Here is a 20,482-nt window from a genome sequence, read left to right as displayed (position 1 = left end):
CTGACAACATCACCCGGAGGTCTGGACAACCACGGGGGGTTGAGTGACTGCCGCTGGGGGGTGGGCGAGATTCGTGCTCGCCCGTGCGCGGGCGCACCGGCCGCTGCTCGCGGCCGCGCTGCTCACGGTCCTGCTCACCACATCGGTCCTGGCGACGCTCACCGCGTACTCCACGACCATCGGCGACGCCGCCCTGCGCCACGCCCTGTCCGACCCACGTGACGCCGCCGCCACCACGCTCGCCGTCAAGGCCGACATCCCCGCGGGCCGTCGCTCCGCCGCCGGCGCCGCCGTACGCGAAGGAGCCCGCGAGGCCTTCGACGGGCTGCCGGTGACCCTGCGCACCCTGACCCGCTCCGGCCCGTACGCCCTGCCCGACTCCCTGCGCACGCCGGAGCGGCGCGCGGAGACCGACGACCCCGACCTCACGCACTTCGCGGCGCTCGACCCGGCCCAGCTGCGGATCACCGAGGGCCGGATGCCCCGGGAGAGCGCCGGCACGGAGATCGAGGCCGCGCTCCCGGAGGCCGCCGCCCGCACCCTCGGCCTGCGGCCGGGTGCCCGGCTCACGCTGACCGACCGGCTCGACGGGCCGCCCGCGAAGGTGCGCGTCACCGGCGTGTACCGGCCCGTGAACACCACCGCCCCGTACTGGCAGCTGGACGAGCTGAAGGGCCGGGGCGTCGTCAAGCTGCACTTCACCACGTACGGCCCGCTGCTCGCCGACCCCTCCGTGCTCAACGGCGACCGGGTCAGCGCGGGCGGGTCGGGGTGGCTGGCGTCGGCCGACTTCTCCGCGATGGGCACGGAGCGGATCGACGCGCTGCGCACGGCGGCGCGCGAGGGCACGGCCGCGCTGCCCGAGGACGAGGCGCTGGGCGGCACCGCGACCGCGACGAGCGGGCTGCCCGGGGTGCTCGACCGGGTCGAGCGCTCCCTGCTCGTCTCCCGCTCGACCCTCCTGATCATCGCCCTCCAGCTGGTCCTGCTCGCCGGCTGCGCCCTGCTGCTGGTGGCCCGGCTGCTGAGCTCCGAACGCGCGGGCGAGACCCGGCTGCTGCGGGCCCGCGGCGCGTCCCGCGCCCAGGTGGCCCGGCTCGCCGCGCTGGAGGCGCTGCTGCTGGCCGTCCCGGCGGCGGCCTGCGCCCCGCTGCTCGCGGGACCGCTCGTCCGGCTGCTGGCCGGGCAGGGCGCGCTGGCCCGGATCGGGCTGCGTCCGGACGCCGCCGTCGGCACGGTCGCCGGCCGCGGCGCGGTGTGGCTGGTGGCGGCGGCGGTGGCGCTGGGCTGCGCGCTGGCCGTCACGGTCCCGGCGCTCACCTCCTCCTTCAGGGCCGGCCGTGCCAAGCCGCTGCCCGGCGTGGTGCGCGCGGGCGCGGACCTGGGACTGCTGGTGGTGGCGGGCGTCGCGTACTGGCAGCTGAGCCGTCGGCCCTCCGGTGCGGTCGGCGACGACCTCGGTGTCGATCCGCTGCTCGTCGTCGCCCCGGCGCTGGCGCTGCTCGCCGGTACGGTGCTGACGCTGCGGCTGCTGCCGCCGGTGGCGCGGCTGGCCGAGCGGCGGGCTGCGGCCGGCCGCGGGCTGCCGGGGGCGCTGGCGGGCTGGCAGTTCAGCCGCCGTCCGATGCGCGGCGCGGGCCCGATGCTGCTGCTGGTGCTCGCCGTGGCGCTGGGCATGCTGGCGATCGGCCAGGCCTCCTCCTGGGAGCGCTCGCAGGACGACCAGGCGGACTTCCGGGCCGGGGCACGGGTGCGGGTCCTGGCCGCCGGGGACTCCGGCTTCGGCCGCACCCAGGCGTACGCTGCCGTCCCCGGCGTACGCGCGGCGGCTCCCGCCGTCCGTACGACGGTGCCGCTCTCCGGCGGTCGTACGGCGACCGTGCTGGCGCTGGACACGGCGCACGCGGCGGACACCGTGCTGATGCGTTCCGACCTCGCCCCGGCGCCCCTGCGCACGATGGCGGCCGAGCTGGCGCCCAAGGGCACCGTGGCGGGCGTCCGCGTGCCGTCGGGCACCGCGCGCCTGGCGCTGACGGCCCGGCTGCGGGGCGCGGAACCGGGGACGGCGGTCGACGTCGGCGCCACCGTGGTCGACTCCTACGGCACTTCGTGGGCGCTCGACCTCGGCCGGCTCCACGGCGACGGACGGCCCCACACGCTCGCCCTCGACCTGGCGGCGGTCGCCGACGCGCCGCTCGGCGCCCTGACGCTGACCGGACTCCAGCTGGACCTCTACCAGCCGGTCGGCGAGGCCGAGCGGCACCGGCTCACCCTCGCGGCGCTGACCGCCACGGACTCCGGCGGGCGGGACCGGGAGCTGGGACTGCCGGACAAGTGGAAGACGTCGGTACGCGCGGACGGCGCGGCGCCCTCCCCCGGCGCGCGGACCAGCCCGACCCTGCCCCGCGTGACCTCGGGCGACGCCACGACCGTCGACTACGGCACCGGTTACGTCCCGGTGGACATGTCGTGGCGGGGCTCGCCGCTCACCATCGGCCTCCGGGTCCCGCAGCGGGCGGCGCCCGAGGTCGCCGCCCTGGCCACGGACCGGTACCTCGACTCCACGGGCGCCCGTCCCGGACAGCGGGTCGACGTGCGGATCGGCGACTCCACCGTGCCGGTGCGGATCGTCCGGGCGGTGCGGGAGCTGCCGTCCACGCCCACCGGGGCGAAGGACGACGGCGGCGCCCTCCTGGTCGACCTGCGCTCCGTCAACCGGCTGGTCCAGGCCCGCCAGGGCGGGAGCGCGCCACCGAACGAATGGTGGCTGGCGACCGCGCCGGGCGCGTCGGCACGGGTGGCGGCGGCGCTGCGCGACCGGCCCGACATCGACCCGTCCCGGGTCGTGGTGCGGGACGAGATCGCCGCGGAGCTGCGCGACGACCCGTTCGGCGCCGGACCGGGCGCGGTGTTCGGCGCGGCGGCCCTCGCGGCGGCGGCGCTGACGGCGGTCGGGTTCGCGGTGAGCGCGGCGGGCTCCCTGCGGGAGCGGTCCACCGAGTTCGCGGTGCTGCGCGCCCTGGGCGCCTCCCGGCGGCGGCTGGCCCGGGTGGTGCTCGTCGAGCACGGGGTGCTGGTCGGTCTGGCGCTGGGTGTGGGCGTGCTGCTGGGCGCGGTCCTGGCCCGGGCGGTGATTCCCCTGATCATGCTGACGGCGGAGGCCACCCGCCCGGTCCCCGAGGTCCTGGTGGAACTGCCCGCCGCGCGGGTGGCCGCGCTGCTGGCCGCCGTCTCGGTGGCCCCCCTGCTCATCACGGCCGTCCTGGCGCTGCGCAGGGCGGCACCGGTGACTTCGCTGCGCGAACGGGGAGGCGAGTGACGTGACCGTCCGGACCGCGAGGCGGCCGCGCGCCGTCGCTCCCTGGGTGCGTACGCGGCTGCGGTCGGCGCCCGGTGGAGCCGTGGCGCTGGCGCTGCTGGTCGCGGTGACCGCGTTCCTGGCCGCCGCGCTGCCGCTCGCCGTCGACCGGTACGGCGACGCGGGGCTGCGCCGGTCCATGGAGGCCGCCGGCCCCGCCCGCACCACCGTGCAGCTCTACAGCAGCGCCCAAGCCGACCTCGCCCTGACGCAGGAACAGCGGGAGGCGCGGCTGCGTGAGGACGCGGTGCGCGACGCCTACACCAAGATCTTCCCGCTGCCCGGCCGATCCCTGCCGCTCGACCCGGACCAGTCCACCCACGGGGTGCGCACCACCCGGCCGCTGGAGGTCCCGGACCCCTGGCTGGCCATGCCGGACGACGTCCCCCCGCAGTTCCGCCTCGTCGCCCAGAGCGGGCTCGCCGAGCACTCCCGGCTGCGGGAGGGGCGGCTGCCCGAGGCGCCGGACGACGTCACCGCGGCCACGGCGGCGGTCGAGGCCGCCGTCAGCGCCGAGACGGCACGGAAGCTGAACATCGAGGTGGGGTCCGTGCTCCACGTGCCCGGTGTGGAACGCGACCCGCTCGCGGTACGCGTCACCGGCATCGTCGACCCTGGCGCGCCCCAGGAGGCGTACTGGTCGGCCACCTCCGTGCTGCGCACCCCGTACCTGACGAACGTCCCCGGCGACCCGCAGCGCAGCGTGTTCTGGATGGGCGCGCTGCTGCTGCACCCGGACGCGGCCCCGGTGACGCTGGGCACGGCCGGGGGCCCCGAGCGGTACTGGCTGCTGGCCCCCGACGCCTCCGCGATGCACGCCCACGACCTGCCCCGGACGACGTCCGCCGTCGCTTCCCTGGAGGCCGGCCCGCTGCTCCAGCGGGCCCGGACGGCCGTCTCCGACGACGTGGAGTCGGAGGCCACGCTCGACGAGGTGTTCGCCGAGTACGGCGCACTGCGTTCCGCCATCGCGCCGCTGGTCGCCGTCGCCGCCTTCGGCACCGGCACGGTCGCGGCCGTCGTCCTGCTGATGGCGGGCGGCCTCGCCGCAGACCGGCGCCGCACCGAACTCACGCTGCTGCGCGCCCGCGGCGCCTCCCTGCCCGGTCTCGCCGGCCGGCTGCTGGCGGAGACGGCGGTGGTCGCCGTACCGGCGGCCGCCCTGGGGCTGGCCGCCGCCCGGCTCACGGTCCCCGGGCCCCGGCTGCCGTACGCCGTTGTCGCCGCCGGCGCCGTGGCCGTGCTCGCCTGTGTGGCACTGCCGTTGCGGGCGGTCGCCGCGCACCGCGCGGTCCGCGTGCACGCCGCCCGCGACGACATCGCCTCGGCCCGCCCCTCACGGCGTCGCACGGTCGCCGAACTCACGCTGCTCACCCTGGCGGTGGGCGCGGTCGTGGCGCTCCGCACCCGCGGCACGTCGGACGGGGAAGGAGCGTCGGGGGACGAACTGGTCTCGCTGGCCCCGGTGTTGGTCGGAATGATCACCGCGCTGGTGCTGGTGCGCCTGTACCCGCTGCCGCTGCGCGGGCTGGCCCGCCCGGCCGGGCGGCTGCGGGGCGTGGTCGGTCCGCTGTCACTCGCCCGCGCCGGCCGTGCGTCCGGGTCGGCGGTGCTGCCCCTGCTGGCGCTGCTGACCGCGCTGACCACCGCCGCCTTCGGCGGGTCCGTCCTCACCGGTGTGGCCGACGCCCGGGACCGCGCGGCCACGGTCGCCGTCGGCGCCGACGCCCGCGTCGAGGCGCTGCGGCCACTGCCGTCCGGCCTGGCCGAACGGCTCGGGCGCGTGTCCGGCGTACGGGACGTCACCGCCGTGAGCGTCTCCTCGTACGCGTATCCCCAGGACGGCAGGCTGGTCGTCCCGGTGGCCGGGGTCGACCCGGAAGGCTACGCGGCCCTCACCCGGAACACCGGCCTCGGCGCCGTCACCGCGGACCGGCTGACGGCGTCCGGCGGCGAGGACCTGCCCGCCCTGGCCTCCCCCGCGGTCGCCGACCGCTACGGCACCCGGCCGTTCCCGGTGCGGCTGGACGACGGCGGCTTCGTCACCGTACGGATCGTGGCGGTGCGGGAGCGGACCCCCGCGGTCGTCGGGGAGGAGTTCCTGGTCGTGGACCGGTCCGGGCTGCCGGGCCGCTCCGCCCGTCCGACCGCGCTGCTGGTGACCGGCGCTCACGCGGACGCGGACGCGCTCCGCGAGGCGGCGGGCAGTGCCGCGCGGGTCCAGCTCCGTACGGAGAGGCTCGCGGCGTACGTCGGCTCGCCCCTCCAGTCCGGCGCCGAGCGGGTCTACACCGCGGCGGTGGCGGCGGGCGCCGGGTACGCCGTACTCGCCCTGCTGCTGACGCTGCTGCGGGCCGCGCCCGAGCGGGCCGCGTTGCTGGCCCGGCTGCGCACCATGGGTCTCACCCGCGCCCAGGGCCGCCGCCTGCTCGTGCTGGAGTCCCTGCCGCAGGCGCTGCTCGCGGCGGCCGGCGGGACCGTCACGGCGTGGGCCGCCATCCGGCTGCTGTCCCCCGGTATCGATCTGTCGACCATCGCCGTCTCCGCCTCCTCCTCCCCGGCGGGACGGGCGGCGCTGCGCACCGACCCGGTGTCCCTGCTGGTGCCCGCACTGGCCGTGGTGGCCGTCACCATCGGCACGGCGGCGGCCCAGGCGTGGTGGACGGGCCGCAGGGGCTCGGTCCGCGAGCTGAGGGCGGGCGATGCCCGGTGAACCCTCGCGTCCCCCCTCTCCAAGCAGGAGGCCCACGATGACCTCGCATCCCACGCTCGCCGAGCTGGCCGACCGGGTCACCGCCGACCGTGACCGCCCCGCCTACGGCCATGACGCGCTCATCACCTGCGACCGGCTGGTCCGCGTGTTCACCGCGGACGGCGTGGAGGTGCAGGCGCTCCAGGGGCTGGACCTGCTGGTGCGCGAGGGCGAGCTGATGGCGCTCGTCGGCGCCTCCGGCAGCGGCAAGTCCACCCTGATGAACATCCTGGCCGGGCTGGACACCCCGACGGCCGGCGCGGCCCGGGTCGCCGGCCGCGACCTGCTCACGATGACCGCCAAGGACCGCCTCGCCTACCGCCGTGAGGTCGTCGGCTTCGTCTGGCAGCAGACGTCCCGCAATCTGCTGCCGTATCTGACCTCGGCGCAGAACGTCGCCCTGCCGATGCAACTCGCCGGCCGCCGCGGCCGCTCCCGGGCCGCACGCCGCGCCCGCGCCGAACGCGCCCTGGAGCTGCTGGAGTTGCTGGAGGTGGCGGACTGCCGGGACCGGCGTCCGCAGGAGATGTCCGGCGGTCAGCAGCAGCGCGTCGCCATCGCGGTGGCCCTCGCCGGCGACCCGTCGGTGCTGCTCGCCGACGAACCCACCGGCGAACTCGACTCCCACACGGCGGAGCAGATCTTCGGCGCGTTCCGCACCGCGAACGAACGGCTCGGCACGACCATCGTGATCGTCACCCACGACCAGGCGGTGGCGAGCGAGGTCCGCCGCACGGTCGCCATCCGCGACGGCCGTACCTCCACGGAGGTGCTGCGGCGCAGCGAGGTGGACGCCGCCACCGGCCACGAGACCGTGGTCGCCCGCGAGTACGCGATGCTCGACCGCGCCGGCCGCCTCCAGCTGCCCGCCGAGTACACACGGGCCCTGGGGATGCGCGACCGCGTCGCGCTGGAACTGGAACCTGACCACATCGCCGTCCGCCCGGACGACAGCGGACGGGAGTGAGCGGGCGGACGGGTCTCAGCGCACGCTGAGGCCCAGCGGCCCGAGCCCCGCCCGGCGCACGGCGACCGACCCGTAGGGCGTGCGCAGCCGGAGCCAGGAACCCGAGGAGAACAGCCCCTGCTCGGCGCCCCGCAGGAACCCGAGCGACTGGGCGGCGTGCACCGCCCGCACCGGAAGGCCGGTCTCCGCGACCGTGCGGGACCAGATCTCCCGCCCGATCCGGTCGAGCTCGGCCCGGGTGCGCCGGTCCGGCGCCAGCTCCTCCGTACGGGAACGGAACTCCGCGACCGACGCGGCGACCAGCCCGCGCAGCTCCTGCGGCGCCGGCAGTCCGGGCTCGGCCCGCCAGCCGCCGCGCGGCGGCAGCACCCCGGCCCACGGCGGTCCGGTCACCGCACCCGGCACGGCGGCCGTGGCGGCGGACTCGTCCACCGACTCCAGCAGCTCACCGGCGGACACGGTCACGTCCAGGGTGACGTCGAGCCCGTTCTCGTACGGCTTCGCCAGCCGTACGGCGCGGATCGCCAGCACCTCGAACGACGGGGGCCGCCCGAAGACGGCGAGCGCCGTGCCGGCCGCCTGCAACCGCACCGCGGCGGAACGGTCGTAGTGCAGCAGCCGGGAGAGGAAGGCCGCGAGATCCGCGGCCTCCCCTTCGTCGGCGAGGTGGAGCACCGTCATGCGGCGACGGCCTCCTCCTCGTCATCGGCGTCCATGTACTCCCGGAGGAACTCGCGCTCCTCCTCGGTGAGCCGGCGCGGACGCTGCGACTCGAAGTCGAACGGCACGATCACCGTCGACGCGCGGACGTAGACGAGGTCGTCGTCCTTCACCTCGTAGGTGAGGGTGAAGGACGCCGCCCTTATCTCCGTGACCCACAGCTCGATGTCCACGGGCGTGTGCCGGTGGACGAGCTGCCGCTTGTAGTCGATCTCGTGGCGCGCCACCACGGACCCCTGCTTGAAGTCCTTCTCCGGGCGGAACAGGAAGTCGATACGGGCTTCCTCCAGGTAGCGGAGGAACACCACGTTGTTGACGTGGCCGTACGCGTCCATGTCCGCCCAGCGCAGCGGGCAGCGGTAGATGTGCCGCAAGAGATCAGCCCCGGGTCAGCTTCTTGTAGGTGGCGCGGTGCGGACGCGCGGCGTCCGGGCCGAGCCGCTCGATCTTGTTCTTCTCGTACGACTCGAAGTTTCCCTCGAACCAGAACCACTTGGACTCGCCCTCGTAGGCGAGGATGTGCGTGGCCACACGGTCCAGGAACCACCGGTCGTGGGAGACGACCACGGCGCACCCGGGGAACTCCAGCAGCGCGTTCTCGAGGCTGCTGAGCGTCTCGACGTCGAGGTCGTTGGTGGGCTCGTCGAGGAGCAGCAGGTTGCCGCCCTGCTTGAGGGTGAGCGCGAGGTTGAGGCGGTTGCGCTCACCGCCGGAGAGGACCCCGGCCGGCTTCTGCTGGTCCGGTCCCTTGAACCCGAAGGCCGAGACATAGGCACGGCTCGGCATCTCGACCTGACCCACGTTGATGTAGTCCAGCTCGTCGCTGACCACGGCCCACAGGGTCTTCTTGGGGTCGATGTTGGCGCGGCTCTGGTCGACGTACGAGATCTTGACGGTCTCGCCGACCTTGATGGAACCGGAGTCCGGCTCCTCGAGACCCTGGATCATCTTGAACAGCGTGGTCTTGCCCGCGCCGTTCGGCCCGATGACCCCGACGATGCCGTTGCGCGGCAGTGTGAAGCTGAGGTCGTCGATGAGCAGCTTCTCGCCGAAGCCCTTGCTCAGGTTGTTGATCTCGACGACCACGTTGCCCAGGCGCGGGCCCGGCGGGATCTGGATCTCCTCGAAGTCCAGCTTCCGCATCTTGTCGGCCTCGGCGGCCATCTCCTCGTACCGGGCGAGACGCGCCTTGGACTTGGCCTGCCGCCCCTTGGCGTTGGACCGCACCCACTCGAGCTCTTCCTTGAGCCGCTTCTGCCGCTTGGCGTCCTTCTGGCCCTCGACCTTGAGACGGGCGGCCTTGGTCTCCAGGTACTTGGAGTAGTTGCCCTCGTAGCCGTGCAGCCGGCCGCGGTCGACCTCGCAGATCCACCCGGCGACGTTGTCCAGGAAGTACCGGTCGTGGGTGACGGCCACGACGGTGCCCTCGTACTTGGCGAGGTGCTGCTCCAGCCAGTTCACCGACTCGGCGTCGAGGTGGTTGGTGGGCTCGTCGAGGAGCAGCAGGTCGGGCGCCTCGAGGAGCAGCTTGCACAGCGCCACGCGGCGCTTCTCGCCACCGGAGAGGTTGGCGACCGGCCAGTCGCCGGGCGGGCAGCCCAGGGCGTCCATGGCCTGCTCCAGCTGGGCGTCGAGGTCCCAGGCGTTGGCGTGGTCGAGCTGCTCCTGGAGCTTGCCCATCTCGTCCATGAGCTCGTCGGTGTACTCGGTCGCCATCTGCTCGGCGATCTCGTTGAACCGGTCGAGCTTGCCCTTGACCTCGGCGACACCCTCCTGGACGTTCTCCAGGACGGTCTTGTCCTCGTTCAGCGGGGGCTCCTGGAGCAGGATGCCCACGGTGTAACCGGGAGTGAGGAAGGCGTCACCGTTCGACGGCTGCTCCAGCCCCGCCATGATCTTCAGAACGGTCGACTTACCGGCACCGTTCGGACCGACGACACCGATCTTCGCCCCCGGCAGGAAGCTCAGGGTGACGTCGTCGAGGATCACCTTGTCGCCGTGCGCTTTGCGCGCCTTGCGCATGGTGTAAATGAACTCAGCCAAGAGAAACCGTCCGGCAGCTTGAAATCTGGCAGTGGGCAGATACACCCCATCTTGCCGTACCGCTACCCCTGTGAGGAAACGCGTATGGCCCGACTCCTCCGACCTGGGGTTTCGTGGACGTCGCCTGCGTCGGATCACTGTGGCACCAGGGCACGAGAAACCGTGCTGCACGCGCACGAGGTGATCCTCAACGAGCCGGCGCAAGGGCGACGGCCCACGGCCGAGGGGTGTCGAGTGGTTCGAGGGACTCCCGGAGGACGGCCGACGCAAGGTCCCGCACGCACTGGTGCTGTTCTGCGGCCAGGCCCGCGCCCGCGCCCGCGAGGAGGACGTGCCGGAAAGCATCGCGCGTTCCGGCATCCGCCCCACCCACACGCCCGCGGTGATGCTCACGAAGTGGCGCTCGGCATGGGGAACCTTCCGGCCTACGAACCAACCAAGTCCTTCCGCCTGCTCATCGCCCTCTTCGGCGTCGCCGACACCCGCAGGCGGACGCTGTACTGCGCCGGGGGATGTGGTCATGAGTGGCACAACCTGCCGGATGCCGGGTCGACGACGGGGGTGGCATGACGTCGTCGTTCTCCCGCCTGAGAGCGCTGCTGGGTGAGCCGGAGCCCTGGGGCTGGGCCAGGGCGCGTCTGTGGACGGCCTCCGAGGAGTATCTGGGTGTCGGGCTGCCGTCGGACTACAAGGCGTTCCTGGACCTGTACGGGCCGGGAAGCATCGACGGCTACCTGTCTTTGAACCGGCCCCTGGAAGCCGATCGGGCCGAGTTGGACCGGTTGTGGTCGCTGGAGGACCGGCGCTGTGCCCGGCTCGGGGCCCCGGACCTGTATCCGTACCCGTTCCACCCCGACCCCGGTGGTCTCATCGCCTGGGGCTCGGACGACGACGGTGGCGAGTACTACTTCCTCTCGATCGAGTCGGACCCCGACGAGTGGCGCATCGTCATCAGCAGCGGATGCGGCGACTGGTTCGAGACCGCCGGCACCTTCTGCGACTTCCTCATACGCTGCTTCGACCGTCTCGACCGGCCGCCCTTCATGGCTCGCGGCTGGCCCGGTGCGGACGCTCGGTACGAGTCCGATGCCTAGTCGCGCCCATGGGCGCATACGTCGCGTACGCATGGTCCTGCGACCGCTCCTGCACGGTCAGGTCGGACGAACTCCTCCACCACTCCGACCGGGTGACGCGATGCCGCGCGAACGGGTGATTCGGGTGGATTTCGTGTTATCGGCTGGAAGGGATAGGGGGCCTTCATACGCGGAGTCGACGCATGAGCATCAGGGAGGAATCATGCCGATACGAACGGCCGCGCTCGTGCGCGGTGGTGCGGTACTGGTCAGCGCTGCGGCGACCGTCGCCCTGCTGACCGCCCCTGCCGGTGGCACGGAGGCGGACGTCCGCGCCGGGCGGGCGGATGAGACCAGGAAGATCGCGTCCTCCGTCCTGGACGCGGACGAGAACGTCAAGGTCACCCTGACCGCCATCCGCTCCACCGCCGACCCGCTGGCGGCCTCCGTCCGCCTGACCGCCTTCGTCCGACAGGACGGGCGGTTCGTGCGGTCGGACGAGGTGCAGGTCGGTGCGGCGGACAGCTGGTTCTGGTTCCCGGTCACCGGGCGGGGCGCCGTCTGCGAGTTCTCGACGGCGAGCACCGATCCCGCGCCCCTCGCCGTGAGCCTGCTGATCACCCCGTCGATCGGCTGCTCACCGGTTCAGCGGTTCCAGCTGCGGGACGGCAGGTTCGAGACCGCCGACGACGGCGACCGCCCGGCCCCGCGCGGCGGAGTGAGCGCGGGCGGCGGGGGCATGGCCGGACAGGTGGAGAACGGTTCGGCCTGGCGGCTCTGACCCGTCGGTGCTCACTCCCCCGGAGTGGTCTGCCTGCGTCGGGCGATGATCAGGCCCGCGCCGCCGAGGACGACCAGGCCGATCGCGGTGCCGGCTATCCAGGGAGTGGCGCCGGAGGAGCCGGTTTCGGCGAGGTTGGTGTCGGGGGTGGTGCCCGCGACGGGGGTGGCGCTCGGGCCGGTGAGGGTCTGGGTGGTGGTGCCCGTCTCGGCGGCCCGGGTCAGGCAGTCGAGCCTGCCGGTGAACCGCTGCTCGAAGCCGCCCGGGCCCTTGACCGTGAAGTCGTACGCCCGGTCCTCGCTCAGGGCGACCGTCACCGTCCGGGACGAGCCGCCCGCGAGGGTGTGCTCCTCACCCGCCAGTTCGAAGGTGAACGGCTCGTCGTCCTGGTTGGTGACGGTGACGTCCACACCGCCCTTGGCGCAGTTCTCGCGGGCGGACAGCGCGGGTATCGCGCCCTCCAGCGCCCAGGTGGCGCTCGCCGTCGCCGAGACGGTGGACTCGCTGGACCCGGCGAGGATCTGCGTCTGGCTGCGGCTGTCGGAGACGAAGGCACGGCCGACGGGCACGGTGGTCGACGCCTGCGCCGTGAGCTCCACGGTGTCCGCCGCCGCGTCCTCGGGCACCTCGAAGAAGAGCCGGCTGCCGTCGGCCGCGGTGGTGACGGGCTTGCCGTCCTTGTCCACGATGCGCACGTCGCTCGTGGTGGCGTCCGCCGGCGGCGAGACCGTCACACTGCGTGCGTCGGTGCGGACCGTGACCGGGCCGATCCGCTCACCCGGGCGGCCGGAGACGGCCGGCGGATCCAGGGTCAGCGACGCCTTGGGCTCCCGCTGGTCGCGGGCGTTCTTCTGGAGGTAGTCGGCGAGCTGCTCGGCCTGCGGGTCGACGGCGTCGACGTCCGCGTCGTCGGAGTACCGCCAGATGGCCACCTGGGTGCCGGCCGCCGCGTCCTGTTCGGTGAGCCGGCCGCGCACTCCGGCCTTCTTCGCGAGCGCCGCGAGATCGTTGACCTGCGGGTAGGAGTTCCTCAGGATCCAGTGGATCCGTCCGGCGTCCTTGTTGGTGCCCAGCGAGGTCCCGCTCCAGGCGGTCTCGTGGTACTTGGCGTCCTTCTGTGTGGGCGTGTGGATGTCGACGCAGTACGTCTGGAGCATGCCGCCGCCCTCGACGGACATCTCGAACAGTCCCGCCGACACCTGCTGGTCCCCGGCGGCGCCGCGTATCACCGCCGCGCCGTACGTCTTCAGACCGCTTATGGTCGCTGCCGCCCCGCTGTGACCCGGTACCGTCTCGTCGTCCTCGGCGGCTGCCGTCCCGGCGCCGGCCAGCGCGGTCGCGGCGACGAGTCCGGACACCAGCGTCCCCGCGGCGAGGCGGGCCGACCCACGTCCGCGCGCGGACCGCGCGGAGAACGAAGCAAACACCGAAATCCTTTCCGAGCGGGACCCATTGACGTGGGGGGACGGTCCCACCAGCAGAATCACCGGCCCCGAGAACCCCCGGGAGCCATGCCCGGCATCCTAAGGAGACGGCGATGCGCGCTTGCCGGTGATCGCGTCGGAGCAGTGATCCGAATCGGAATCGTTATCGCGGGAGCGTTCGCGGGCAGGGCTTATCGACAAATCCACCCGGGATGGTTCGGCACGCATCTGCCGATAAGCCTCAGTTCGGTCAGTGACGCCGAGCGGCGTCCGTCGCTGATTTCACGTCACCATGGCTGACTCGGCCGGGTGTTGGGCCTTCGAGTCCCCGGCGGGCGGAGAAGTCTCGCCCGTCGTTTCCCAGTTGGGTTCGGAGCGGTCCGGTGTGGGGCTCTGGTCCGGTCGTTGTGCGCGGCGGAAGGCCGTCGTGCCCCTGGCGAGGTCGTGGCCGATCGACACCGCGTCGATGTCGGCCGACATCCAGTCCGGTTGCCCCTCGCGCGTCTCCGTGCGCACCTTCAGCCGCCCCTGGACGATCACCGGTTCGCCGACCGAAAGGGACGCCGCCACGTTGGTGGCGAGCTGCCGGTTGGCCCACACCGTGAAGAAGTTGGTGTGCCCGTCCGCCCAGGTGCTCTTCTCCCGGTCCCAGTACCGGGACGTGACCGCGAGCCGGAACCTGGCCGCGGGCCCGGACACCGTCTCCCGGTAGACCGGCCGCGTCGCCACGTTGCCCACCACGCACACCGTCGTCTCGTTCATCGCTCTTCCCTCCCTCGTGTACGGGCCCGTCCCGTACGGCTGCCGTCCGGCTCGGCGACCGCGATCCGTCCCGCGATCGCCGTGAAGCCAGACTGCCTCCGCCGGGCCGGGCCCGCTGAGCGCTGTGGACCACCCCCGGCCTGGGGACATCCCCGCCACCCGAACGAGGCCCTCCGCTCACGTCGGCCCGCTCGCCGTCACGCGCGGCCGGCCCCCACGACCCGCCCGTACTGCTCCCGTACCTCCTGGTACCGCAGCAGTTCCGCCGCCACCGGATCCAGGACGCGGGCCCGGCCGCACCCGGAGGCCGCCTCCCGCAACCGTCTCTCCGCCTCCAGCCCGTACCGGCGTGCGGGCCCCCGGGCCGCCATGCGGCAGCTCCACTCGACGATCGGGCCGCCGACGATGCCGATCACCATCAGCAGCACCGGCACCCCCAGGTTCGGCGCCATGACCCCGATGATCTGCCCCAGCAGCCAGAGCCCGCCGACGAACTGAAGGATCGTCATCGCCGCCTGGACGAGCACGGCCAGCGGCCACCATCCGGGCCGCGGCGGCCTCCCCGGCGGCAGTCCCGCGCGCACGGCCAGTTCGTCCAGCGCCTCCGGCAGCCCCTGGGAGCCGCGTACGGCCGCCTCCCGCACCGCCTGCGCCCACGGCGCCGGCAGTCCCGCGGAGGCGCGGTCGGCCACCGTGCGGACCGCCTGTTCCACGCGCTGCCGGGCCGTCGCCTCCTCGTCGGGCTGCCCGCGCAGGGCGACCCGTCCGGTGGACGGCTCGTTCCGCTCCTGGCACCAGCGCCACAGCCGCAGCCACGGCGTGCCGCACGCCCGGTTGGCGTTGCGCAGCCACGCGCGTTCGGCCGCCTCGCCCGCGGCGGTGGCGCCCACGGCGTCCGCGAGCCGGTCCGAGAACTCCTCGCGCGCCTCCTCGCTCAGCCCGGTGCGCCGACGGGTCGCGTACACCGGCCACAGCCGGGCCGCCGCGATGTCCACGTCCGCGGAGATCCGGCGGGCCGGGGCCCCGCGTTCGGCGACGAACCGGGCGAGCGACTCCCGCAGTTCGCCGACCCCGTCGCCGGTGAGCGCGGACAGCGCCTGCACGGTCGTGCCGGGTTCGCCGTACTCACCCAGCACGATGCCGTCCTCGTCGAGCAGTCGCCGCAGATCGTCCAGGACCTGCTCGGCGGCTTCCCCCGGCAGCCGGTCGGTCTGGTTGAGGACGACGAACATGACCTCCGCGTGGGCCGCCATGGGCCGCAGATAGCGCTCGTGCAGCATGGCGTCGGCGTACTTCTCGGGGTCGACGACCCAGATGACCGCGTCGACGAGCCCCAGGACGCGGTCCACCTGCTCCCGGTGCTGGACGGCCGCCGAGTCGTGGTCGGGCAGGTCGACCAGGACCAGCCCGCGCAGCCGCTCGTCCGCGTCCGCGGTCGCCTGGAGGGGGCGCCGTCTGAGCCGGGGCGGGATGCCGAGGCGTTCGATGAGGCTCGCCGCGCCGTCGCTCCAGCTGCACGCGATGGGCGCGGCGGTGGTCGGCCGCCGTACGCCGGTCTCCGAGATGGGCACCCCGGCCAGCGCGTTGAACAGCTGGGACTTGCCGCTGCCGGTGGCGCCCGCGATGGCGACCACGGTGTGCTGTCCGGAGAGCCGGCGCCGCGCGGTGGACTCTTCGAGGACCCGGCCCGCCTGTGCGAGGGTCCGGTTGTCGAGCCGGGTGCGGGAGAGCCCGACCAGCTCGCGCAGCGCCTCGAGCCGCGACCGCAGCCCCGGGTCGTACGCCAGGGGGGTAACGGTCTGGGTCCCGGGCGCCCTGGACGCCGTCGTCCCGGCCTGCTCCTCCCCGGCGCTCCCGTTCACCCGCCGTGCGATCAGCCCGTCGTCCCAGGGGGTTCCCTCGTCCGCACGCGCGGAGGCGTCGTCCGTACGCGCGGGGGCGTCCGAGGCGTCGTCGCGGTCGTGGTGTTCGGGGTGCTCGGTGTGGTCCTGGTCAGTGACGGCGGTCACCGGTCACCTCTCCTTCTGGAGTACGGACAGGGCGGCGATGAGTTCGGCCTGGGGTTCCGCGTGCACCTCGAGCGCGTCGAGCGGGGCGAGCCGGCGTTCGCGTTCGGTGTGCATCACGCGGTTGACGTGCTCGACGAGCAGCCGTCCGCCCCGGTCGCGCAGCCGCAGCGCGCCGTGCGCGCCGATCCGCTCGGCGAGCCCCTCTCCGGCGGTGCGTGCCCGGCGGCCGCCCAGCAGGGCCGTGGCGACCAGCGCGGCGACCGTCTCGGGATCGGGTGCGACGCCGCGGTCCAGCTCGCGCACCTCGTCCTCGGCGTACTCCTCGAGCTCGCGCCGCCAGCGCCGCACGGCCAGTCCGATGCGGTGCTCGGCGCTCTCCGGCGCGCGGTCGCGGCCGGCGAGCTCGGGGGCGTCCGCCGCGGGTTCGCGCCGCCAGGCGTCGTCGACGCGCTCGTCGGCGGCGGCGACGGCGCACAGCAGCAGCGCGCTCAGGCTCTCCACCAGGGTGTCGAGGAGTTCGCCGGGGGTGCAGTCGAGAGGGAAGGCGCGCCACCGTTTGAGCGCGTCCCCGGCGAGTACGGCTCCGGCCTGGAGCCGGCCCCGCACGCGCGCGTGCTCGCTGTCGTAGGCGGCTTCGACGGCGGTGGTGAGCCGCAGCGCCGCCGCGTACTGCGCGGCGGCGGCACCGGCCAGTTCGGGCATGCGGGCGCTGAGGGAGTCGAGGACGCCGTACGCGGTGCGGGCCGTCACGTGCTGCCGGGCGGCGGGGTCCAGGGTCTGGTGGACCAGCCAGGTCCGCAGCGAGGCCACGGCGGAGGCGGGCAGCAGCCCGCCGCCCCAGGCGGACTCGGGCAGCTCGGGCACGGTGAAGCGCGGTACGTGGCCGAGCCCGGCCTTGGTGAGCAGGGCACCGTACTGCCGGGACACCTCGGACACCACCTGGTGGGGTACGCGGTCCAGGACGGTCACCAGGGTGACGTCGTACTCCTTGGCGGTGCGCAGCATGTGCCAGGGGACGGCGTCGGCGTAGCGGGCGGCGGTGGTGACCATGACCCAGATGTCCGCGGCGCTGATCAGCTCGGCGGCGAGGACCCGGTTGTCGGACACCAGGGAGTCGATGTCGGGCGCGTCCAGGAGGGCGAGGCCGGGCGGCAGGGTGTCGGCGGTCTCGACGCGCAGCACCCGCGCGGGGTTCTCGCCGGGGAGGAGCAGGTCGTCCGCGGGGTCCCTGTGGTGGGGCAGCCACACGCGTGTGAGGTCGGGCAGCACCCTCATCCCGCTGAACCAGTGGTGGTCCTCCGGGTGGCAGACGAGCACCGGCGTCCGTGTCGTGGGCCGCAGCACGCCCGCCTCGCTGACCCGACGGCCGACCAGGGAGTTCACCAGGGTGGACTTCCCGGCCCCGGTGGATCCTCCGACGACGGTCAGCAGGGGCGCCTCGGGGTCTCTCAGCCGGGGCACCAGATAGTCGTCGAGCTGCGCGAGGAGTTCGTCGCGGTTGGCACGCGCGCGTGCGGCCCCGGCCAGGGGCAGCGGGAAGCGTGCGGCGGCGACACGGTCGCGCAGGGCGGAGAGTGCGTCGAGCAGCTGAGGCCGTACGTCCAAGGTCACCACATGCGAAGAATGCCCAATTTTAGGGGAATTCTGAAGCATATGCGCATGTCTGCGCGCCGACAGAACACAAGGGATGGAAGGGACGACTGAGACGTCCGCACAGCCCAGGCATAACGAGTGCACAACACCCGGTGCGCGAGAGGCCAAATACCGTGCACGATTCGTACCTGCCTGCGATTATCAGGACCGCTTCACCGAACCTCCACATCGAGCCACGGAGGCGAGGCAACAGGGACAAGGATGCGGGAGCCCTATCCTTGTCTCCGGCACCGTCACGGCCCGGCCCGCACCCCGGGCACCACGACGACGGGCCACCACACCCGGCCCCCGTAGCTCAGTGGATAGAGCAGGCGCCTTCTAAGCGCTTGGCCGCAGGTTCGAGTCCTGCCGGGGGCGCAAGTCTCCGCCCTCCCGTTCGGGAGGGCTTTTTGCTGGTCGGGGCCGGTGCCGGCCGCCATGAACGCCGCTTGCCGGGCCCCTGACCCGGGCCGCCGGGACGGGCACCGCCACCCGGACCCCCACCGCCCCGAACGCCACCCCCTGGACAGCCGGCAGCACGCCCGGCCCGGTCGTCCCCCGGAGGCGCGGGCCTGACGGAGCCATCCGCCCCCACCGAACCCCAGAGGCCGGTCACCCATGGGTTCTTGTCCGTCGTCGCCGCCGCAGTCCGTGGAGACGGACCGAACCGAACAGGAGTGTGTTACCCGAACAGGTGTCGTGCGCGGGTGTCGCCCCGTCCATAGCGTTGTGCCAGGCGGACGGACCGGGCGAGCGAGACGGTCGTCCCGCCGCACCCATATCCGGTGTCCGGGAACACCCGGCGCCACACGACCGACGGAGGTGGCTTTCGTGGCCAACGAAAACGTGTACGAGGTTCCCACCCTGATCGAGGTCGGCGACTTCGCCGAGCTCACCCAGCTCACCTCGCGGGGCTACTGGCTCGACAGCCCGTGGGGCGCCTGGTGGCTCTGAGCCACCCGTAGGCCCCACAGGGCCGAGTGACACGGACGGCACCGCCGGCGCAACGCTTTGACGAACCGGCCGTACCGCACCCCGGTCACTCCACCTCGGGGTGGCCCGACCGACGCCACATGCCGGTCGGGCCACCCCACTCTGGCACTCCGGTGGAGGATACGCATGGAGTTCGTGGTACTTCCCGACCATTCGGCGGGCGCACAGGCCCTCGCGCCGGCGCCGTCTCCCGGGCTGCCGCGTCCCAAGGTGATCGAGCACCACTCCGGGCGCCCCTGGCTCGTGGGCGACTGGCCGGACGACGAGATCGTGTGCGTCTCCTCCGGCCCCCGTCGACTGGCCCTGCTCGGCTGCACGACTGTTCGCCCCGATGCCCTGGAGGCCCGGTTGGGCAGGGTCCGGTCCCTGGCGGACCTGGACGAACTCGCCCGACTGTACGCCGGCAGCTTCCACCTCGTGGCGTCGCTCGACGGCGACGTCCGGGTCCAGGGGACGCTGTCCACCGCCTGTCAGGTCTTCTACGCGCGCTTCGCCGGCGTGACGCTGGCGGCCTCCCGGGCCGAGACCCTGGCCGAACGTATCGGCGCGGGCGTCGACGAGGAACGAGTGGCGCTCGAACTGCTCTCCCCGTTCGGGCCTCCCGAGCCGCTCAGCGAGGGCTCGGTGTGGCGGGGCGTGCGCAGCCCGCGCATCGGCCACTGCCTGGAGATCGGCCGGGACGGAGCCGGGCGCACCCGACGCTGGTGGACCGCTCCCCCGCCCGAACGACCCCTGGGTGACGGTGGGTTCGTCCGCGAGGCGCTGTTCGACGCCGTCGCGGCGCGGACCGCGGGACAGCGGGTGGTGAGCGCCGACCTCTCCGGCGGGCTCGACTCGACGAGCCTGTGCTTCGTCGCCGACCGCTCGACCGACACCGACCTGGCCACCCTGCACTACGAGGCGCACGGCGGCCGGGGCGAGGACCTGGCCCACGCGCGCCGGGCGGCGGCCGCACTGCCGCGCGCCCGCCATGTGGTGGTGCCGCCGACGGACACACCGGACTGGTACGCGCCGTTCGAGCACACCCGGCACGACCGGGAGGGCCCGCTGATGTTCGTCCGGGCCAGGGCCACCGTCGAGCACCAGGCACGCCTCGTCGCCTCCCTGGGCGCACGTCGTCATCTCCAGGGCGTCGGCGGCGACGAACTGTTCCTCCCCGGCACGATGTGCCTGCACGGTCTGCTCCGGCGCGATCCGGCCACCGCGCTGCCGCATGTGCGCGCGCTGCGGTCCAAGCGCCGCTGGTCGCTCGCCACGACGGTGCGCACGATGGCGGCGGCGCCGTCCTACCGGCGGTGGCTGGCCACCGAGGCGGACGAACTCGCCGCGGACCGGGCCTGGGGCTCGGGAGCGTACTGGGAGGTCTCGGCGAAGCTGCCGCCCTGGATCACCCCGGACGCCGCCTCGACCGTACGCCGTCTGCTGCGCGAGGCGATCGCGTTGGGGCCCGAGCCGCTGGCGGCGCTCCCGGTGCAGCACGAGATGATCTGGATCAACCGCGTCAACGGCACGGTCATGCGCCGCAATTCCAGCATCGGCGCGCATGCGGGCGTCTCCTTCCACGCCCCCTACACCGACGACCGGGTGCTGGAGGCCGTCCTGTCCGTGCGGCTGGCCGACCGGGTGGCCCCGGACCGGCTCAAGCCCGTGCTCGCGCGGGCGCTGGACGGCGTCGTGCCGGCCGGGATCCTGCAGCGCACCGGCAAGGACGACGCCAGCCCCACCCTGTACGCGGGCCTGCGCCGACGCCGCGGCGAACTGCTCGACCTCGCGGCCGACACACGTCTGGCCCGCATGGGTCTGATCGACGGGACGGCGCTGCGCCGGCTGCTGGTCACCACCCACGCGGACACCAGGCCGCTCATGCCCTTCGACCCCACCCTCGCCTGCGAGTTGTGGCTGCGGGCCCTCCCTCCCGCGGCCACGACCGCCGGCACGCCCTCGTCCCGAACCGCGTAAGGAGGCACG

The 20,482-nt window shown here is 73.8% G+C and carries 15 protein-coding genes, 1 tRNA gene and 1 pseudogene; 10 read left to right on the top strand and 7 right to left on the bottom strand.

What is annotated here, in order from left to right; all coding sequences use genetic code 11:
• Window positions 1–73: 73 nt before the first annotated feature.
• From ACZ470_RS02045 to ACZ470_RS02035, 3 genes are read left to right on the top strand one after another with little or no spacing between them, the layout of a single operon-like run.
• Window positions 74–3,319 carry an FtsX-like permease family protein gene (locus ACZ470_RS02045; protein ID WP_468423535.1) on the top strand — a complete coding sequence of 1,082 codons (3,246 nt, stop codon included), beginning with the start codon at window positions 74–76 and terminating at the stop codon, window positions 3,317–3,319.
• A 1-nt stretch (window position 3,320) separates the two neighbouring features.
• Complete coding sequence (locus ACZ470_RS02040; protein ID WP_468423533.1) at window positions 3,321–6,071, top strand: FtsX-like permease family protein; 2,751 nt, start codon at window positions 3,321–3,323, stop codon at window positions 6,069–6,071.
• A 37-nt stretch (window positions 6,072–6,108) separates the two neighbouring features.
• On the top strand, window positions 6,109–7,077 hold the full coding sequence (locus ACZ470_RS02035; protein ID WP_468423531.1) for an ABC transporter ATP-binding protein: 969 nt from the start codon (window positions 6,109–6,111) through the stop codon (window positions 7,075–7,077).
• A gap of 15 nt (window positions 7,078–7,092) precedes the next feature.
• On the opposite strand, the gene ACZ470_RS02030 is transcribed toward ACZ470_RS02035, so the two are convergent.
• The 3 genes from ACZ470_RS02030 to ettA are packed head-to-tail and all read right to left on the bottom strand — an operon-like array spanning window position 7,093 to window position 9,840.
• Window positions 7,093–7,758: a DUF8010 domain-containing protein gene (locus tag ACZ470_RS02030; protein WP_468423529.1), complete on the bottom strand. Its 666-nt coding sequence runs from the start codon at window positions 7,756–7,758 to the stop codon at window positions 7,093–7,095.
• Window positions 7,755–8,171, bottom strand: a complete 417-nt coding sequence (locus ACZ470_RS02025; protein WP_468423528.1) for an acyl-CoA thioesterase — start codon at window positions 8,169–8,171, stop codon at window positions 7,755–7,757. The genes ACZ470_RS02030 and ACZ470_RS02025 overlap by 4 nt, the downstream gene beginning before the upstream one ends.
• Window positions 8,172–8,175: 4 nt before the next feature.
• Window positions 8,176–9,840 carry an energy-dependent translational throttle protein EttA gene (gene ettA, locus ACZ470_RS02020; protein ID WP_468423526.1) on the bottom strand — a complete coding sequence of 555 codons (1,665 nt, stop codon included), beginning with the start codon at window positions 9,838–9,840 and terminating at the stop codon, window positions 8,176–8,178.
• Window positions 9,841–10,120: 280 nt separating this feature from the next.
• On the opposite strand from ettA, the pseudogene ACZ470_RS02015 reads away from it, so the two are divergent.
• The 4 genes and pseudogenes from ACZ470_RS02015 to ACZ470_RS02000 form a co-directional block, all read left to right on the top strand.
• Window positions 10,121–10,183 (top strand): annotated as a pseudogene (locus ACZ470_RS02015) (DUF5958 family protein); the annotation flags it as partial.
• 53 nt (window positions 10,184–10,236) lie between these two features.
• Window positions 10,237–10,410: a DUF5958 family protein gene (locus tag ACZ470_RS02010; protein WP_468423524.1), complete on the top strand. Its 174-nt coding sequence runs from the start codon at window positions 10,237–10,239 to the stop codon at window positions 10,408–10,410.
• On the top strand, window positions 10,407–10,934 hold the full coding sequence (locus ACZ470_RS02005; protein ID WP_468423522.1) for an SMI1/KNR4 family protein: 528 nt from the start codon (window positions 10,407–10,409) through the stop codon (window positions 10,932–10,934). Before ACZ470_RS02010 ends, ACZ470_RS02005 begins: the two co-directional genes overlap by 4 nt.
• 202 nt (window positions 10,935–11,136) lie before the next feature.
• Window positions 11,137–11,694: a hypothetical protein gene (locus ACZ470_RS02000; protein WP_468423520.1), complete on the top strand. Its 558-nt coding sequence runs from the start codon at window positions 11,137–11,139 to the stop codon at window positions 11,692–11,694.
• A gap of 11 nt (window positions 11,695–11,705) precedes the next feature.
• Here ACZ470_RS02000 and ACZ470_RS01995 read toward each other — a convergent pair whose 3' ends face one another.
• From ACZ470_RS01995 to ACZ470_RS01980, 4 genes are all read right to left on the bottom strand, one after another.
• Window positions 11,706–13,121, bottom strand: coding sequence for a Cys-Gln thioester bond-forming surface protein (locus tag ACZ470_RS01995; protein ID WP_468423518.1), 1,416 nt, complete (start codon window positions 13,119–13,121; stop codon window positions 11,706–11,708).
• Window positions 13,122–13,400: 279 nt separating this feature from the next.
• A complete protein-coding gene (locus ACZ470_RS01990) occupies window positions 13,401–13,880 on the bottom strand; it encodes a single-stranded DNA-binding protein (protein WP_468423516.1) in 480 nt (159 codons plus the stop codon).
• A 197-nt stretch (window positions 13,881–14,077) separates the two neighbouring features.
• Entirely contained in the window at window positions 14,078–15,889 is a 1,812-nt protein-coding gene (locus ACZ470_RS01985; RefSeq protein WP_468423514.1) for a YfjP family GTPase, read from the bottom strand.
• Between the two features lie 3 nt (window positions 15,890–15,892).
• Window positions 15,893–17,503: a dynamin family protein gene (locus ACZ470_RS01980; RefSeq protein ID WP_468423513.1), complete on the bottom strand. Its 1,611-nt coding sequence runs from the start codon at window positions 17,501–17,503 to the stop codon at window positions 15,893–15,895.
• Window positions 17,504–17,826: 323 nt separating this feature from the next.
• Between ACZ470_RS01980 and ACZ470_RS01975 the strand changes: the two genes are divergently transcribed.
• From ACZ470_RS01975 to ACZ470_RS01965, 3 genes are all read left to right on the top strand, one after another.
• Window positions 17,827–17,899 (top strand) — tRNA-Arg (locus tag ACZ470_RS01975).
• 453 nt (window positions 17,900–18,352) lie between these two features.
• Window positions 18,353–18,475 carry a lasso RiPP family leader peptide-containing protein gene (locus ACZ470_RS01970; protein WP_468423511.1) on the top strand — a complete coding sequence of 41 codons (123 nt, stop codon included), beginning with the start codon at window positions 18,353–18,355 and terminating at the stop codon, window positions 18,473–18,475.
• 165 nt (window positions 18,476–18,640) lie between these two features.
• On the top strand, window positions 18,641–20,473 hold the full coding sequence (locus ACZ470_RS01965) for an asparagine synthase-related protein (protein WP_468423509.1): 1,833 nt from the start codon (window positions 18,641–18,643) through the stop codon (window positions 20,471–20,473).
• Window positions 20,474–20,482: the final 9 nt, after the last annotated feature.

It is taken from the genome of Streptomyces sp. NPDC031111 (genome assembly GCF_055570675.1).
Note: the sequence above shows the minus strand (reverse complement) of the source record. Positions and strands in the feature narration are given on the sequence as shown.

Bases quoted from the DNA above. Each gene is read 5' to 3' on its own strand.
- ACZ470_RS02035 (WP_468423531.1), top strand. From the start codon at position 6,109: ATGACCTCGCATCCCACGCTCGCCGAGCTGGCCGACCGGGTCACCGCC.
- ACZ470_RS02030 (WP_468423529.1), bottom strand. From the start codon at position 7,758: ATGACGGTGCTCCACCTCGCCGACGAAGGGGAGGCCGCGGATCTCGCG.
- ACZ470_RS02005 (WP_468423522.1), top strand. From the start codon at position 10,407: ATGACGTCGTCGTTCTCCCGCCTGAGAGCGCTGCTGGGTGAGCCGGAG.
- ACZ470_RS02000 (WP_468423520.1), top strand. From the start codon at position 11,137: ATGCCGATACGAACGGCCGCGCTCGTGCGCGGTGGTGCGGTACTGGTC.
- ACZ470_RS01990 (WP_468423516.1), bottom strand. From the start codon at position 13,880: ATGAACGAGACGACGGTGTGCGTGGTGGGCAACGTGGCGACGCGGCCG.
- ACZ470_RS01965 (WP_468423509.1), top strand. From the start codon at position 18,641: ATGGAGTTCGTGGTACTTCCCGACCATTCGGCGGGCGCACAGGCCCTC.